The organism is Halorussus sp. AFM4, assembly GCF_051194995.1.
Taxonomy (GTDB): Archaea; Halobacteriota; Halobacteria; order Halobacteriales; family Haladaptataceae; genus Halorussus.
On sequence record NZ_JBNTJT010000002.1, the window covers coordinates 339,607 to 354,690 of the forward strand.

Annotated in this window: 12 protein-coding genes; 8 read left to right on the top strand and 4 right to left on the bottom strand. The window is 71.0% G+C overall.

The window, feature by feature from the left end; all coding sequences use genetic code 11:
* The first annotated feature begins 207 nt into the window (after positions 1-207).
* From ACQUQF_RS09945 to ACQUQF_RS09965, 5 genes are all read left to right on the top strand, one after another.
* A complete protein-coding gene (locus ACQUQF_RS09945) occupies positions 208-2,577 on the top strand; it encodes a DEAD/DEAH box helicase (RefSeq protein ID WP_435178291.1) in 2,370 nt (789 codons plus the stop codon).
* A 119-nt stretch (positions 2,578-2,696) separates the two neighbouring features.
* Entirely contained in the window at positions 2,697-3,089 is a 393-nt protein-coding gene (locus ACQUQF_RS09950) for a thioredoxin family protein (protein WP_435178293.1), read from the top strand.
* A gap of 123 nt (positions 3,090-3,212) precedes the next feature.
* The gene (locus tag ACQUQF_RS09955) at positions 3,213-3,659 is read left to right on the top strand and encodes a DUF7552 domain-containing protein (protein WP_435178295.1); all 447 of its coding nucleotides are present in this window, start codon (positions 3,213-3,215) and stop codon (positions 3,657-3,659) included.
* Positions 3,656-4,471, top strand: a complete 816-nt coding sequence (locus ACQUQF_RS09960) for a DUF7260 family protein (RefSeq protein ID WP_435178297.1) — start codon at positions 3,656-3,658, stop codon at positions 4,469-4,471. Before ACQUQF_RS09955 ends, ACQUQF_RS09960 begins: the two co-directional genes overlap by 4 nt.
* A gap of 100 nt (positions 4,472-4,571) precedes the next feature.
* A complete protein-coding gene (locus ACQUQF_RS09965; protein WP_435178299.1) occupies positions 4,572-5,012 on the top strand; it encodes a DUF7552 domain-containing protein in 441 nt (146 codons plus the stop codon).
* 15 nt (positions 5,013-5,027) lie between these two features.
* On the opposite strand, the gene ACQUQF_RS09970 is transcribed toward ACQUQF_RS09965, so the two are convergent.
* From ACQUQF_RS09970 to ACQUQF_RS09980, 3 genes are all read right to left on the bottom strand, one after another.
* Positions 5,028-6,077 carry a DUF7544 domain-containing protein gene (locus ACQUQF_RS09970; protein ID WP_435178301.1) on the bottom strand — a complete coding sequence of 350 codons (1,050 nt, stop codon included), beginning with the start codon at positions 6,075-6,077 and terminating at the stop codon, positions 5,028-5,030.
* An 87-nt stretch (positions 6,078-6,164) separates the two neighbouring features.
* On the bottom strand, positions 6,165-8,414 hold the full coding sequence (locus ACQUQF_RS09975) for an IGHMBP2 family helicase (RefSeq protein WP_435178303.1): 2,250 nt from the start codon (positions 8,412-8,414) through the stop codon (positions 6,165-6,167).
* 140 nt (positions 8,415-8,554) lie between these two features.
* On the bottom strand, positions 8,555-9,175 hold the full coding sequence (locus ACQUQF_RS09980) for a TetR/AcrR family transcriptional regulator (protein WP_435178305.1): 621 nt from the start codon (positions 9,173-9,175) through the stop codon (positions 8,555-8,557).
* A 140-nt stretch (positions 9,176-9,315) separates the two neighbouring features.
* Here ACQUQF_RS09980 and ACQUQF_RS09985 point away from each other — a divergent pair, with 140 nt between their 5' ends.
* The 3 genes from ACQUQF_RS09985 (at position 9,316) to ACQUQF_RS09995 (ending at position 12,740) form a co-directional block, all read left to right on the top strand.
* Positions 9,316-10,338, top strand: a complete 1,023-nt coding sequence (locus ACQUQF_RS09985) for an ATP-binding cassette domain-containing protein (RefSeq protein ID WP_435178307.1) — start codon at positions 9,316-9,318, stop codon at positions 10,336-10,338.
* Positions 10,335-11,255 carry an ABC transporter permease gene (locus ACQUQF_RS09990; protein WP_435178309.1) on the top strand — a complete coding sequence of 307 codons (921 nt, stop codon included), beginning with the start codon at positions 10,335-10,337 and terminating at the stop codon, positions 11,253-11,255. The genes ACQUQF_RS09985 and ACQUQF_RS09990 overlap by 4 nt, the downstream gene beginning before the upstream one ends.
* Positions 11,256-11,699: 444 nt before the next feature.
* Positions 11,700-12,740: a hypothetical protein gene (locus tag ACQUQF_RS09995; RefSeq protein ID WP_435178311.1), complete on the top strand. Its 1,041-nt coding sequence runs from the start codon at positions 11,700-11,702 to the stop codon at positions 12,738-12,740.
* Positions 12,741-12,813: 73 nt separating this feature from the next.
* On the opposite strand, the gene ACQUQF_RS10000 is transcribed toward ACQUQF_RS09995, so the two are convergent.
* Entirely contained in the window at positions 12,814-14,862 is a 2,049-nt protein-coding gene (locus ACQUQF_RS10000; RefSeq protein WP_435178313.1) for a bifunctional metallophosphatase/5'-nucleotidase, read from the bottom strand.
* Positions 14,863-15,084 lie beyond the last annotated feature (222 nt).

The window sequence follows — 15,084 nt, forward strand, 5'->3', positions numbered from 1 at the left end:
GGCCCAACCCGGAACGTGACCTGACAGCCGCCGCGGGGAGGGCAGCGGGAGCGCGGCACGTCTCCCCGCGCGGGCCGACAGCGGGTGCCGCCTGTTCGCCAATCAGTGTAACACAGACTAGGCCGCCCGCCCCCAGCCACCCGACCGCCGCGTTCACTTCCGCTCCGCGGCGAAAGCGGTTAGGCACCCCGACCCTATCGCGGAGTCGTGGACGAGACTATCGACTGGCTCCGGGGCCGGCCGTACTACGCCGGACAGGTCGAGGCCCACCGGACGCTGCCCGGCCGGGACGGCGACTTCCGCGAGGTGGACCTCGAACCGCGACTGGAGAGCGCGCTCGAATCGCGGGGGATCGACGCGCTCTACCGCCACCAGGCCGAGGCCGTCGCGGCGGTGCGGGAGGGTCGCAACGTCGTCCTCGCCACGCCGACCGCCAGCGGGAAGAGCCTCGCGTACACGGTGCCGGCGTTCGAGCGCGCGATGGACCACGGCGGCCGGACCCTCTACGTCGCGCCGCAGAACGCGCTCATCAACGACCAGGAAGAGACCCTCTCGGTGCTCGAACGCGACCTCGGCTTCGGGAGCCGGGTCTCGGTCGCCCAGTACACCGGCCGGCTCGGCAAGACCGAGAAGCGCGAGGTGCGGGACCGCCAGCCGACGGTGCTGCTGACGAACCCGGACATGCTCCACTACGCGCTGCTGCCCCACGCCCACCGGCTCTGGGACTGGTTCTTCGGGGGACTCGAGACGGTCGTGCTCGACGAAGTCCACGAGTACCGCGGGGTGTTCGGCAGCCACGTCGCGCTGGTGCTCCGGCGGCTCCGCCGGGTCTGCGACCGGTTCGACGCCGACCCCCAGTTCGTCTGTTGCTCGGCGACCATCGGCAACCCCGTCGAGCACGCCGCGACCGTGACCGGGACGCCCGAATCGAGCTACGAACTGGTCGACGAGGACGTCAGCGACACCGGACCGACCCACTGGCTGCTCTGGAACCCGCCGGAGTACGAGAACCCGCAGGCCGGCGCGTCGGGCCGGCGGAAGTCCAACCACGCCGAGACCAAGCGCCTGTTCGCAGATCTCGTCTCGAAGGGCCACCAGACGCTGACGTTCACCCGCGCCCGCCAGGCCGCCGAGCAGTGGGCGATGGAGAGCGCCGACGCGCTGCGCGAGCGCGGCCGCGGCGATCTGGCGCCCGACGTGACCGCCTACCAGGCCGCGCTCGGGGACGACCGGCGCAAGGAGATCGAGGAGGGGCTGAACGACGGCGAGGTAAGGGGCGTCTGGAGCACCAACGCGCTCGAACTCGGGGTCGACATCGGCGGCCTCGACGCGGTGCTGCTCGACGGCTACCCGGGCACGCGGATGGCGGCGTTCCAGCAGGCCGGCCGCGCGGGCCGGGGCGACGATCCGAGCCTCGTCGCGCTGGTGGCCGGCGAGGACCAGCTCGACCAGTACCTGATGGCCAACCCCGAGGACCTCTTCGAAGGCGACCCCGAGCGCGCGGTCGTCAACCCGGCCAACGACCAGTTGCTGCCCGACCACGTGCTGTCGGCGGCCCGCGAGACCTGGCTCGCGCCCGACGACGAGGCGTACTTCGGCGAGTCGTTCCCGGACCTCGTGGCGGATCTCGAAGAGCGGGGTCTCCTGGAGCGCCGGACCACCTCCGGCGGGGTCCGCTGGACCTACGGCGGCGACGGGAGCCCCCAGCACGAGATGAGCCTGCGGTCCATCGACGACCGGGAGGTGAACCTGCTCGACCGCCGAAGCGGCGAGACGATCGCCACCCTCCCCTTCGAGGACGCGCTGACCGACGCCCACCCGGGCGCCGTCTACCACCACCAGGGCCAGTCCTACGAGGTGGTCGACCTCGACCTCGGCAGGGAGGTCGCGGAGCTCTCGCCGACGTGGGCCGACTACCACACCAGGGTGCTCCACGAGAAGCAGATCACGGTCGAGGCGGACCTCCGGGAGAAGCGGCTCTCGACCCGCGACGACGTGCCGGTCCGGTTCGCCGACGTGACGATGCGCAAGCAGATCACCGGCTTCGAGCGTCGCGACCGGTCCGGCGAGACGCTGGCCCGCGAGTCGCTGGACCTGCCGGAGCTGTCGCTCCGGACGAAGGCGCTGTACTTCACGGTGCCAGCCGACGTCGAGCGCGAGATGCGGGAGGCGGGCGACTTCGACGGCGGCATCCACGCCGCCGAGCACGGGATGATCTCGCTGTTCCCGCTCGAACTGCTCTGCGACCGCAGCGACATCGGCGGGCTGTCGACGCCGCTCCACCCCCACACCGGGCAGAGCACCATCTTCATCTACGACGGGTACCCCGGCGGCGTCGGCCTGGTCCGGGAGGGCTACGAGACCGTCGAGGAGCTGATGGCCACCACCGCCGAGATGATCGGGGCCTGCGACTGCGACTCGACCGGCGGCTGTCCGGCCTGCGTCCAGTCGCCCCACTGCGGGAACGCCAACGACCCGCTCGACAAGGGACAGGCGGAGTTCCTGCTGGAGCGACTCACCGAAGGTGCCGGCGAAGCGGACGGGCGCGAGGACCGAGCGACGTCGCGACGGGACTGACCGTCGGTCAGTTCCACCACCGGGTAACTGACCCGCACCGCCCGACCGGGCGCCGAATTATCGGGGCTGAGAAGCGGACCGCAAAATTAAGTCACCCCCTTCACAACCCCCGGATACCGATGGACGAGGAGCTCGAGACGGTTCGGGAGCGGAAGAAGCGCGAGCTCATGCGCGAACAGGGCCTCGGCGCGCCCCCGGCGCCGGTCTACGTCGACGGCTCGCGGAACTTCGAGCAGACCGTGGCGGCCCACGAGGTCGTGCTGGTCCACTACTACGCCGACGGCGGCGCCGGACAGCGGCTCCACCCGGTCGTGGAGTCAGTCGCCCGCGAGACGCTCGCCGCGGTCGCGAAGGTGAACGTCGTCCACCACCAGAAGCTGGCGCTCGAGCAGGGCGTCGAGGGCACGCCGACGTTCGACGTGTACGCCGACGGCGAGCGCGTCGAGCGCGTCGAGGGCGCTGTCGAGAAACCGGAGCTGGTGACGCTGCTGGACGAGTACGCGCCGTTCTGACCGGCTCCGTGCTTCGATTCTACCGTCGTGACTCTCCCGATAGCGGCCGCCGAGTCCGACCCGAACCTCCCCGACCGAAACATCTTTTAGGCGGACCTAACATAGATTAGGCCAGCCTAAACCATGGCCGACGCCCTCGAAACCATCCGCCGGAACATCGGTGAGCTCGCCACCGAGGACGGCGACTTCTACGTCGCGTGCGCCGAGACCGACGAGTGCCCAGCCCCGCTGACCGGCAGACAGTTCCCGACCGAGGACGCCGCGCGCGAGGCCGCCGCCCTCGCCCGCACGTACCGCGAGACGCTCCGGGAGTCCGACCCCGACCTCCCCCAGTACCGCCTGGCCGTCTACGAGCGGACGGGCGACCCGCTCACGCTGGTCTCGACCCGCGAGCGCGCCGCGGGCCAGCGGCCCAACGGACTGCCCCGGACCTCTCGGTCGGTGACCCTCTCGGGCGCCGGCGAGCGCGAGTGGCTCCGGATGGACAACGCCCCGCTGGTCCACGTGCGTCGGAACGGCGAACCGCTCCCGGACGACGCCGTCGAGCGCCAGCTCGACTCGAAGCTATGACCGCCGACCCTCCCGGGGACGCCGGGGAGGTCGTCGAGCTCCGGACCCCCGAGGCCGTCGAGCGCGCGGCTGCCGAGCGCGACCGGATCGAGGAGAAGGTCGAGGCCTTCGCCGCGTTCGGCGACCGCGTGGCGGAGCTGTCCGCGGACGCTGGCCGGCGGGCCGGCGCGGCGAAGCCGGCGGCCGCGCGGTCGGCCCAGAGCGCGGTCGTCGCCGGCGGGGCGTCGACGCAGTCGGTCGAGACCACCGCGAACGTCCGCGAGGCGTTCCGCGAGACGGTGCTGCCGTACGCCGAACCGGAGTCGCCGCAGCAGGCGATGGCCGACGAGCTGTCGCCGGAGCTGACGACGGCGCTCTCGCCGGCCGCCGCCGGGCTCACGCCGGGGCTGAAGGACCAGCTGTTGTCGCGAGTCGAGCGGCGACGCCGGGAGTGCCGGCTGCTCGCCGACGCCATCGAGACCGAGCGCGAGCGGCTCGACGAACTGGGCGAGGAACTGGGACGGATAGTCGACGAGGTCGCCGACGCCGACGAGACGCCGCTGCTGCAGCTCGGCTTCGAGGAGCTGCGCGAGCGCCACGACCGCCTGGCCGAGCTCCGGGAGAGGTGCGACCGGCTCGCGGCCGACCGCCAGGCCGCGATCCGCGGCGCCCGCCGCGACGGGCTGACCGGCGTCCGGCAGTCGGAGCTGCTCGACCACCTCTACGGCGACCTGCGCGCCGCCCACCCCGGGCTGGCCGACCTCGCGCGGCTCGACGCGGTCCTCGCCGACTGCCAGCGCGTGGTCCGGGACCACCTCTGCTCGCGGGTCTGAGCCGGGAGCGCGCCGGCCCGGTCGTTCCTATCAGCGTCGCGGCCGATGGCGATTCCGAAACCTCTTAGCTGCTGGTCCGTCGTGTCGTTCCCGAACCGCCATGCCGGACCGCCTCGAAGCCCTCAGCAGCCGGATCGACGAACTGACCGACCCCGACGGCGGCTTCGCCGTCGTCTGCCCGCTGTCGGGCAAGCGCCCCGTGCCGGTCCGGGGCGCCTCGTTCCCCTCCGCCGACGCCGCCGAGGCCGCGGTCGAACTCGTCCTGGAGTACCGCGACCTCCTGCGCGAGGTCGACCCCCACCTGGAGTCCATCCCCGTCGTCGCGTCCGAAACTGGCGCCGACCCGCTCGCGCTCGACGACGCGTCCGACTCTCTCGGCCGGCCCTCCGGGTCGGTCACCGTCTCCGGCGACGGCGACGGCGAGTGGCTCCGGATGGACGACGCGCCGGTCGTCCACGTCCGCCGGAACGGCGAACTGCTCGACGACGACGCGGTCGCCCGGCAGCTCCGCTCGAAGCTGACGCGCCGAAGGCTCCGGTAGCGGCCGGGAGCCGATTCACCGGAACCGACCGGTCCCCGAACTGCCGCCCTCGCGGACGTCGCGGCGGAGCTCCGGGATCAGGTCGAGGTCCGCGTCCGCGTCGCCGAGGACGAACAGCGAGTGGTACCGGAGGAACGTCTGGATTGGCACGAACGCCACGGCGACGGCCGCCGTCACGAGCGCGACGTAGACGAGGAGGGCGAGGACCCCGACGCCGAGCGCGACCGGGTTCGCGAGGACCGCCTCCGGGCCGCCGAGCAGCGGGACCGACAGGACGCCCAGGACCGCGAGCGGCACCGCCAGCAGCACCCCGACGACGACGCCGATCACCGACGCCAGCGCGCCGACCAGGAACGCCAGGGCGATCCGGACGAGGAGGTAGACGCCGAACTCGTCCCAGTTGTCGCTCAGCGCGGGCCAGAACAGCCGCCACCCGTCGAGCACGCCGACGTTCCGCAGCACCATCACGGGGACGACGAAGTTGGTGGTGAAGCCGTCGACGACGGCGACCGCGACGCCCGCGACGACCACCACGGGGACCAGCAACAGGACCAGCCCGACGCCGACTTCCCGCCCGGCGGTCGCGAGCGACACCGCGCCCAGCACCAGTCCGAGCGCGGGCACCGCGACGAGCAGCCCCAGCACGGCCCGGAAGACGAACAGCCGCACGGCCCGGCCGAAGTGCTGGCGGGCGTACCGGCGGACGCCGACGCGCTGGCGCCGGAGCGACTCGACGAACGCGAACTCCATCACCGACCCGATCAGCGCGTACACCAGACCCGCGGCGACCGCGAGCGCGACGGCGACCGCGAGCACCGGGAGCACCTCCTGGAAGGTGAACGGCAGGTCCGACTCGACGCCGGGCGGCGCCGGCAGGTCGCCGGGGCTCGCGGTCGACGCGCTGGTCGAACTCCCGCCGGAGGCCGACGTCCCGCCGCCGGCGGCGTTGCCGAGGAAGAAGACGATGACCGCGAGCGTGAGCCACTGGCGGACGTCGACGGGTAGCAGCAGGTCCCGCGTCGCGTCGAGCGCGTCGTCCAGCGCCGCCACTGCGTACCACGACATGGAACACGGTACGCGGCCGACCGAGAAAACTATCGGGGTACCGACGGGAAGCCGACCGGGCGACCGGCGGACGGTCCGAGAGCGGGGTCAGAGGTCGAGCTTCCGCCCGTTCTCCCGGGCGTAGTCTGCGAACGCGGCGTACGTCGGCTCGGCCGAGACCGTGTCGGCGTCGCCGACGACGACCAGCTTGCGCCTGGCGCGGGTGGCCGCGACGTTGAACCGCCGGGTCTCGTCGAGGAAGCCGACGCTGCCGTCGGGGTTCGACCGCACCAGCGAGACCAGCACGACCTCCTTCTCGCGGCCCTGGAACCCGTCGACGGTGTCGACCTCCAGCCCGTCGACGTCGAGCAGGTCGCGGACGCGGTCGGTCTGGTCGTCGTAGGGCGAGATGACCGCGACGTCCTCGGGCGCGAGCCCGGCGTCGAGCAGCGCCCGGGCGTAGGCCGCCATCACCTCGGCCTCGCGGGGGTTCTCCCGGGAGGTCGACCCCTCGCGGGAGACCTCGGGGGCGTCGGCGCTCGCGGTGTCGACGAACGCGACCGGTTCGTCGGGATCGAGCGCGGGCGGGAGCTCCCCCGGTCCGCCGGGGTCGGCGGGCGCGGGGTCGAGGCCCGCCGGGTCGACGAGGTCGGCGAGCGTGTGGTCCCGGACGCTCTCGTCGGCCGCGAGCTCGCCGTCGTAGAACCGCTCGCTGGCGAAGCCGGCGATGTCCTCGTGCATCCGGTACTGGACCGTGAGCATGTCGCGAACAGAGTCCCCGTGTCGCTCCGCGAGCCTCTCGAAGAGGGTCCGGGAGAGCCCGGCGTCGGCGGCCTCGCGGCTCTGGACGGTCGGCGGGAGCTGGCGGTGGTCGCCAGCCAGCACGACCGCGCCGGCCCGGACGATCGGGATCAGGCAGGAGGGTTCGGTCGCCTGCGTCGCCTCGTCTACGACCAGCCGGTCGAACCGGTGGCCGTCGAGCGCGTCGCTGCCGGCGGTCGAGTTGGTGGTGCAGACCACGTCGGCCGACTCGACGAGCTCGGCGACCGCCTCGTCCTCGAGCTCGTCCGCGCGCTCGAACAGCTCGTCGGCCTCCGCCCGAATGTCGAGCCACTCGGCCATCTCCTCGATCTTCTCGGCCGGGACGCCGCGCGACCCCCGGCCCCGCTCGGCGAGCTCGCGGATGCGGTCGTCGCTCATGCCCCGGCGCCACCTGCCGGACGGGTGCGTGAGGTCGTCCTGCTGGTCGAGCAGGTCGAACGCCTCCTCGCGGAGCTCCCGCGAGCGACGGTACGTCTCGCTGTCCTCGAGTCGGCTGTCGAGGGTGTGCTCGCGCAGCGCGGAGGTGACCCGGGCGGGGTGACCGACCCGGACCACGTCGACCCCGGTGTCGGCGAGCCGCTCGACCAGGTTGTCGACCGCGGTGTTGGAGGCCGCGGTCGCCAGGACCGACTCGCCGCGGTCGACGCACTGGCGGATCACCTCGACCGCGGTGGTGGTCTTGCCGGTGCCGGGCGGGCCGTGGATCAGGTGGACGTCGTCGCTGCCCACCGCCCGGCGGACCGCCTCGCGCTGGGAGTCGTTGAGCTTCGAGTCGTGCCACTCCTCGATTCGGGCGGGCTCGGACTCGGCCGGCTCGGCCGTGCCGACGATGACGTCCCGGAGGTCAGCCAGCGCGCCCTCGGCCCCGGGGAGGCGGTCGAGCGCGTCCAGCATCCGCTGGTAGGTCACGTCGTTGACGTACTTGTCGACCCGGAGGCCGTTGCCGTAGACGAACCCCGGCGGCTCGTCGTCGAACGCGACCGTGACCGAGTGGTTGGTCACCTGCGTGACCGTGCCCGTGGGGTTGTCGTCGCGGGTCGGGTCGCGCTTCGAGAGCATCACGAGGTCGCCGACGCCGATCTCGGTGTCGGGCAGCGGGTCCCGATTCTGCCTGAGGAACTTCACGCGGTGGCCCGCGATCCCCTCGCCCTCGTCGCGGCCCTCCATTCCGAGGAGCGCCCGGCCCTTCTCCTCGCGCTCGCGGCCCGATAGCTCGCGGATCTCGCGCTCGTGGCGCTCCATCTCGGCCTCGCGCTCCAGTTCGACGAGGTCGGCGAACTCGTCGACGTACTCGGCGACCGCCTCGGCGTCGCCGTCGAGCCGCCGGACCGTCACCTCCGAGCGACCGACCCGGCCGCCGTCCATCTCGCGGGCCACCGCGTCGGCCACGTCGTCGGCGACTTCGACCGTGGCCGCCCCGCCGTCGAGGTCGATCCTCCCGACGTCGTCCGGCGACGCCTCGGTCTCGCCGACGAACGCGCCGACGATGTCGCCCGGTCCCTCGTCGTCGAGTCCGCGCACCTGGAGCGTCGTCATCGTCTGGGCGGGGGTAGGGCGTCCAGCGAGGTAAATCTGAAAAATCGTGGAACGGGTTGGCAAATCCGGATAGCCGCCCCGGACCCGCGGCGCGGCGGTCGACCCCGCTCGGTCCCGTTCGCGTGGCGACGGCGCGCGACCTATCGAGCTTCGTCCGCCAGCAGGTGCGCGTCGACGTACTCGTCGAGTTCGCGCCGGGTCGCCCGGAGCGTCTCCTCGGCGTCGTCGGTCGTGACCCGGTCGAGCATCGACCCGCTGATGGTCGTCACCAGCAGCGCCGCGACCTGGTCCGGATCGACCTCGCGGAAGACGCCCTGGTCGATGCCGTCCCGGACGACGTCGGCGATCTCCTCGCGGAGGAACCGGTCGTTCCGCGAGAAGTGGTCCCGGTAGGCCTCGTCGTGGACCGCCTGGGCGCGGAGCTCCACCATCGCGCCGGTGAACTCGCAGTCCTCGTCGTCGATGGCGGGGTCGAGGGCGTGGTCCAGCATCGTCCGGAGGTGCTGCTCGGCGTCGTCGAACTCTCGCTCGGGGACGTTGGCCTGGAAGTCCTCCAGCAGGTACTCCAGGAAGTCCACGAGGAGTTCGTCCTTGCTGTCGTAGTGGTGGTAGAGCAGCGACTTGCTCTTCTCGAACTGGTCGCCGATGCGCTGGATGGTCAGGTTGGCGTAGCCGTGCTCGCAGAGCGCGAGGTAGGTCGCCTCCATGATGGCGGTCCGCGTGTCGTCGGGGGCGTCCTCGAAGAGACGAGACGGGGGCATATGACAAACTATTCAATTAGCCCATTTAGGGGTTCGCATCCGAGTCAAATCGAAAGACGGGACGCCACCCGCGGACTCCCATCTCCGTGATTGAATGTTCATTCAAAAGGTATTTGGGAGTCAGCCCGCTCTACGAACACGTGAACGCCATCGACGCCAACCACCTCGCGCTGACGTACGCCGACGGGACGGAGGCCGTCGAGGACGTCTCCTTGGCCGTCCCCGAGGGGGAGTTCTTCGGGTTCCTCGGCGCGAACGGCGCGGGCAAGACCACGACGATAAAGATGCTCGCGACGCTGCTGCGCCCGACCGAGGGGAGCGTGACCGTCAACGGCTACGACGTCGAGGACGAGCCCCGCGCGGTCCGGGAGTCGATCGGCTACATGGCCCAGGAGACGAGCGTCGACCCGGAGCTCACCGCCCGGGAGAACATCGAGTTCGCCTGCGGCGCCTACGGCGTCGCCCGGAGCGAGCGGGCCGACCGCATCGACCGGCTGCTCGACCTCGTGGACCTCGCGGACGTCGCCGACAAGCTGGCCAAGGACTTCTCCGGCGGGATGAAGAAGCGGCTGGACGTCGCCACCGCGCTGGTCCACGAGCCGCCGGTCGTGTTCCTCGACGAGCCCACGACCGGGCTCGACCCGAAGGCGCGCAACCGGCTCTGGGACTACTTCGAGCGCATCAACGACCGCGGGACGACCATCTTCCTCACCACCCAGTACCTCGAGGAGGCCGACCAGCTCTGCGAGCGCATCAGCGTCATCGAGGACGGCGAGATCGCCATCACGGGCTCGCCGAGCGAGCTCAAGTCGCGTGTCGGCGGCGACGTCCTCGAGATCGAACTCGACGACCCCGCGGAGGACGATGTCGAGCGCGCCCGCGACATCGCCGTCGAATCCCGGCTCGTCGACGACGCGGACGCGGTCGAGACCACCGACGACGGTGTCCTCGTCACGTCATCGGAGGCCCACCGGCACGGCACCGATCTGCTGGTCGCGCTCCGGGACGCCGGCCTCACCATCGTCGGGTTCAACGTCCGGAGCCCGACGCTCGACGACGTGTTCCTCGCGATCACCGGCGAGGAGTACGACCCCGAGGCCGACGCGGAGGACGGTGACGCCGGGACCGAGCAGAGTGTGCGGTCTCAGGGGGTGTCCCGATGAGCACCGACACCGACGCGGGCGGCGCGACCGGCGGCGCCGAGCGCGGCCGGAAGGCGACCGGCAACGGCTTCCTGACCGACACCTGGGTCAACCTCCGGCGCTGGCTTCTCAAGACGGTCCGCAACCCGTTCGTGATGACGTTCTCGCTGCTGAACCCCGTCATGTTCTTGGTGCTGTTCACCGAGGTGTTCGGTCAGATCACCGGCGGGGCCATCGGTCAGAGCGTCGGGAGCGACGCGAGCTACGTCACCTACCTGGTACCGGCCATCGCGATCCAGGTGTCGCTCATCGCGGCGACCACCTCCGGCATCGGGCTGGTCGAGGACATCGAGTCGGGGATGTTCGAGAAGGCGCTGGTGTCGCCGATGCACCGCGGGGCGGTGTTCCTCGGCAAGTCGCTGTCGGAGGTGCTGCGCATCGTGGTCCAGGTCTGCATCATCCTGACGTTCGGGTACCTCCTGCTGTGGTTCGACACCGGCGGGAACCCCGGCGAGTACGTCGCGACCGGGCTGCTCGGCGGCGCCGGCATCGTGCTCGTGGGCATCTTCTTCTCGGTCTGGTTCACGGCGTTCTCAAACATCATGGCGCTGGTCACCCGCGACCAGGAGTCGACGATGATCTCGGTCAACATCCTCCAGTTCCCGCTGCTGTTCCTGTCGAGCGCGTTCCTCCCGCTGGAGATCCTGCCGGGCTGGGTCCAGACGGTCGCCGCGCTCAATCCCATCACGTACGGCGTCGACGCCGCCCGCGCGCTGATGTTCGGCCAGGACGTGATGACTGTCATCGACGTGACCGCCTTCGGCGGCGTCTGGAACACGCTGGTGCCGGCCTTCGCCGTGCTCGGCGCCCTCGACCTGGCGCTGGGCGGCGTCGCGGTCTACTACATGGCCCGGGCCACGAGCGCCGAGGCGCGGTGAGAGGCGGCCGCTCCGTCCTGCCGCCCTCGCTCCGCCCTCCCCGGAGCGCACTCGGGCGACCGACTCGCACGGAGCGGCCACTACTTTTAGCGATTCCGCCCCGGTAGCTGCTCGGACATGCAGTCTGACACGCGTACGAGCCGGGACTGCCGGGGCGTCCAGCCGCCGCGCGACCCTTCGACCGGGGAAGCGCGACCCGACGACCGCGCCGAACGGGGTCGCCCGCGACGGTTTGGAACGGCGCGAGCCCGGCGACGACTCCGGCAGCGGACCCGGTATCCCGCGTTCCGACGACCCGTTCCCGGACCCGGCGCGGGTTCCGCCGATGAGTGAGACCGCCGACTCGGGTGAGAGACGATCGGTCGATCACGGCGGGTTCTCGGGCCATCTCCCCGGAGCCGGGGACCTCGCCGGCGCGGAGTCGCCTCCGGAGGCGACGCGGGTATGAGCTCGGACTGGGACACGGCGGGGAGGACGGTGACCCGGCCCGAGAACCCGAGCCGGCGGCGGTTCGTCCACGAGTGGGTCTTCCTCACCGGGAACCGGATGCTGCTGGCCGGCGGCCTCGCGCTCGCTGCGCTGCTCGCCTTCGGCGTCCTCGAGCTCTGGTTCGCGTTCGACAGGTACGACGTGACGGCGTTCCTCTACCTGACGGCGGCGGTCATCGGCGGGAACTTCACCCTGATCACCATCGTCCTCTCGATCAACCAGCTCGTCATCTCCCAGCAACTGAGCGCGCCCGGCGAACTCGAGGCCGAGATCAAGGCGAGCTCCGAGTACCGGGACACCGTCACCGGCATCCTCGACCGGGATACCGCGCCGGCGACGCCCGCGGCGTTCCTCGAAGTGCTGTTCAACGGCGTCAACCACTCGCTGAAAGCGCTGGCCGACTACGGGGACGCGAGCACCGATTCCGGCGCCGCGGACGACATCGACGACGCGGTGACCGCGCTCGGCTCGCACGTCGACACCATGAGCGCGAAGCTGCGACGGTCGAACCAGACCGTGTTCAGCGCGCTCGTCCTCACGCTGAACACGAACTACTCCGAGGAGATCACCGAGATCGCGCGCCTGAAGGTCGACCTCCGGGAGGCCGGCGGTGTTCCGCCGGAGGTGGAGGACGAACTCGACACGCTCGTCACGCGGCTCAAGCAGATCGACGTGGCCCGCCAGTACCTGAAGACGCTGTACATGCAGGAGGAGCTCGCGCGACTGTCCCGGCGACTCCTGTACGTCGGCGGTCCGACGATATTCGCGATGGTGTCGGTGCTGGCACTCGTGATCGTCGGCGACACGCGGGTCCTCGACGCCGCGCAACTCGCGTGGCTCGTCCCGGCCTACGTGGCGCTCAGCGTCGCTCCGCTGGCGGTCCTGGTGTCGTTCATCCTGCGGCTGTCGGTGGTGGCCGAGCGGACCGTCGCGGTGACGCCGTTCACGACGTCGACCCAGGAGGACCCGTCGGTCGTCGACATCACGCAGGACTGACGCGACGACGGACCGGTCCGGGCGGCGCGCTCGGCGAAACAGTTTCCGAACGAAATCGGTGAGAACCGGGTGGCTATACTCCGGGTACCGCCGGTGAACCCCTGCTCTCACCGAGCGCAGACGCTCGCGGCCCGACGGCCGCCGACGCGTTGCCACTCGCGGTGACCGCGGCGTCGATGTCGGCGTTCAGCACCGAGTACTCGAAGTACGTCCGGTCGTACGCGGCCGACTCGTACCCGCCGTAGAGGTCGAGCGCTACGCTGTCCCGGCCCTCGGCGAGCGCCGCGAGTTCGGCGTCGTCGAACCGGACCAGCAGTGAATTGGTGCCCGGGACGTACCGGACGTTCTCGGCCGCGACCGACCGCGTTCCGGGCGCCGACATCCGGAAGGTGTCGGGCACGAAGCCGTCGTAGTCCTCGGGCGCCGGCACCTTCAGGACGAGCTTGCCGTTGCCGTCGAGGCGGACGTCGGCGTGCCCGACGTGGACGTCAACGCGCTGCATCCGGCCCTCGACTGCGGGCGAGATGGTGCCCTTCGCCTGCATGTAGTCGATGACGATCTCGGCGAGGATCCTGTCGGTCTCCTGGACGACCGGCGCGTCCTCCAGCGGGTAGCCGTCGCCGCCGCCCTTCATGAAGGAGTTGACCGCCACCTCGTAGGTCTCGTTCTCCCGCAGGCGGACCCACTCGGCGGGCTCGTCTGGACCGGCCGCGTTGACGTACACGTCGCGGATCTGGCGGGTCCCGTTGTGGGGCACCCACTCGAAGCGCACGCCGCTGACCTGCTGGCTGATCTCGGCGCCGTACTGCCGGCCGGCCTCGCTCTCCAGCGTGACGACCTGGCTCGCCAGCGTCTCCTTCAGCTCCGCGCCGGTCAGGTTCACGCTGACCACCGTGTTGCCGAACGGCAGGGTGTTGAACACGTCGCCGCCGGTGATGTTGCCGGGCCCGTAGACGCTGTCCGACCGGATACCGCCGGCGTTGGTGATGGCGACGTCGGCGCCGGTGGCGTTGCGCATCGCGTCGGTGACGAAGTTGCCGTAGTTGGTCTCGCGGTGGTAGTTCGCGCCGAAGGTGGCGTTCAGCGCCACCTCGCTCCGGGCGACGACGGTGTCGAGCTGCGCCTCCGAACGGTACTCCCGGATGATGCGCGAGACGGTCTCGTTCTTGGGTATCTCGTCGGTCACCTCGAGGAGTCGCCCGTTCCAGGCGACGACCTCGCCGCCGCTGACGGTGAGGTTGATCTCGCTCAGGTACTGCGCCCGGGCGACGCCCTCGGTGATTATCGCGCCCGACGTCTCCCGGGGCGGGTACTTGATCTCGTCGTCGCCGACCGCGATGACGTCGACGGCGTCGGTCGCGTTGGCGAGCCGCTTGGCCTGCGGGACGCCGGTGTGGGCGAGCGCGACCACGACGTCGACGTCGCGCTCGTTCTTCAGCATCTCGGCGGTCCGCGCGCCGACCCGGGTGAAGTTCCGGACCGCCAGCCCCTCCGCCGAGAAGTTGATGTTGGTCTTCCCGTAGGTCGCCTCCCTGTCGACGAGCCCGATGATACCGATGCGGGTGCCGTTCCGCTCGACGATCTCGTAGGGCTCGGTGCCGTCGAACGACTCGCCGGTCGAGGCGTTCACCAGGTTGGTCGCCAGCCACGGGAACTCGGAGGCCGCGGTGAAGTTCTCGACCTCGTCGAGGCCGTAGTCGAACTCGTGGTTGCCGATGACCTCGGCGGCCGGGTCGAGTTCGTTCAGGACCGCGACCGGCGCGCGCCACTGACTCACCGGCGAGAGCGCGTGCGGACCCACCTCGTCGCCCGCGCCCACGAGGACGGTCGGGTTCTCGTGGGCGGCCCGGCGGCGCTCGATCAGCGTCGCCAGCCGCGAGAGGTTGCGGTCCTCGGCGGCCGCGGTCTGGATGTCGTTGTACGAGAGTATCGTGACGGTAGTGTTGTTCTCGACCGGGTCGCCGACTGTGGCCGCGCCGGGTCGCTCCCCGCTTCCGGGCAGAGCGTCCCCCGCCGTCGACGGTCCTTTCGCGTCGACCGACGCTCCCGCTCCGACGCCGGCGACGACCAGCAGCAGGGTTACGACGGTCGCGATGCTCGCGCTGGACGGTCTGTGTCGCACTGTGTTCTCCCCCGGCCGGACTGCGACGTGACTCGTGTTAACACTGACTATGAGCCGGACCCAGTCGACGCCGCGGGAACGTATCGCAACGGAGCCGGACCGAAAGCCGAATCGGATCGAAACGGACTCGGGCGGAGGCGACCGGCGAGTCCCGGTCGGTCGTGGGTGCGGCCGCCGAACGTCGGGGTTGCGACCGCAGAACGTCGGGGTTGCGGCTGCCAG

Coding starts and splice junctions, on each gene's coding strand:
- ACQUQF_RS09950 (WP_435178293.1), top strand. CDS start 2,697: ATGGACGAGGAGCTCGAGACGGTTCGGGAGCGGAAGAAGCGCGAGCTC.
- ACQUQF_RS09995 (WP_435178311.1), top strand. CDS start 11,700: ATGAGCTCGGACTGGGACACGGCGGGGAGGACGGTGACCCGGCCCGAG.
- ACQUQF_RS09980 (WP_435178305.1), bottom strand. CDS start 9,175: ATGCCCCCGTCTCGTCTCTTCGAGGACGCCCCCGACGACACGCGGACC.
- ACQUQF_RS09960 (WP_435178297.1), top strand. CDS start 3,656: ATGACCGCCGACCCTCCCGGGGACGCCGGGGAGGTCGTCGAGCTCCGG.
- ACQUQF_RS09955 (WP_435178295.1), top strand. CDS start 3,213: ATGGCCGACGCCCTCGAAACCATCCGCCGGAACATCGGTGAGCTCGCC.
- ACQUQF_RS09965 (WP_435178299.1), top strand. CDS start 4,572: ATGCCGGACCGCCTCGAAGCCCTCAGCAGCCGGATCGACGAACTGACC.
- ACQUQF_RS09990 (WP_435178309.1), top strand. CDS start 10,335: ATGAGCACCGACACCGACGCGGGCGGCGCGACCGGCGGCGCCGAGCGC.
- ACQUQF_RS09975 (WP_435178303.1), bottom strand. CDS start 8,414: ATGACGACGCTCCAGGTGCGCGGACTCGACGACGAGGGACCGGGCGAC.
- ACQUQF_RS09970 (WP_435178301.1), bottom strand. CDS start 6,077: ATGTCGTGGTACGCAGTGGCGGCGCTGGACGACGCGCTCGACGCGACG.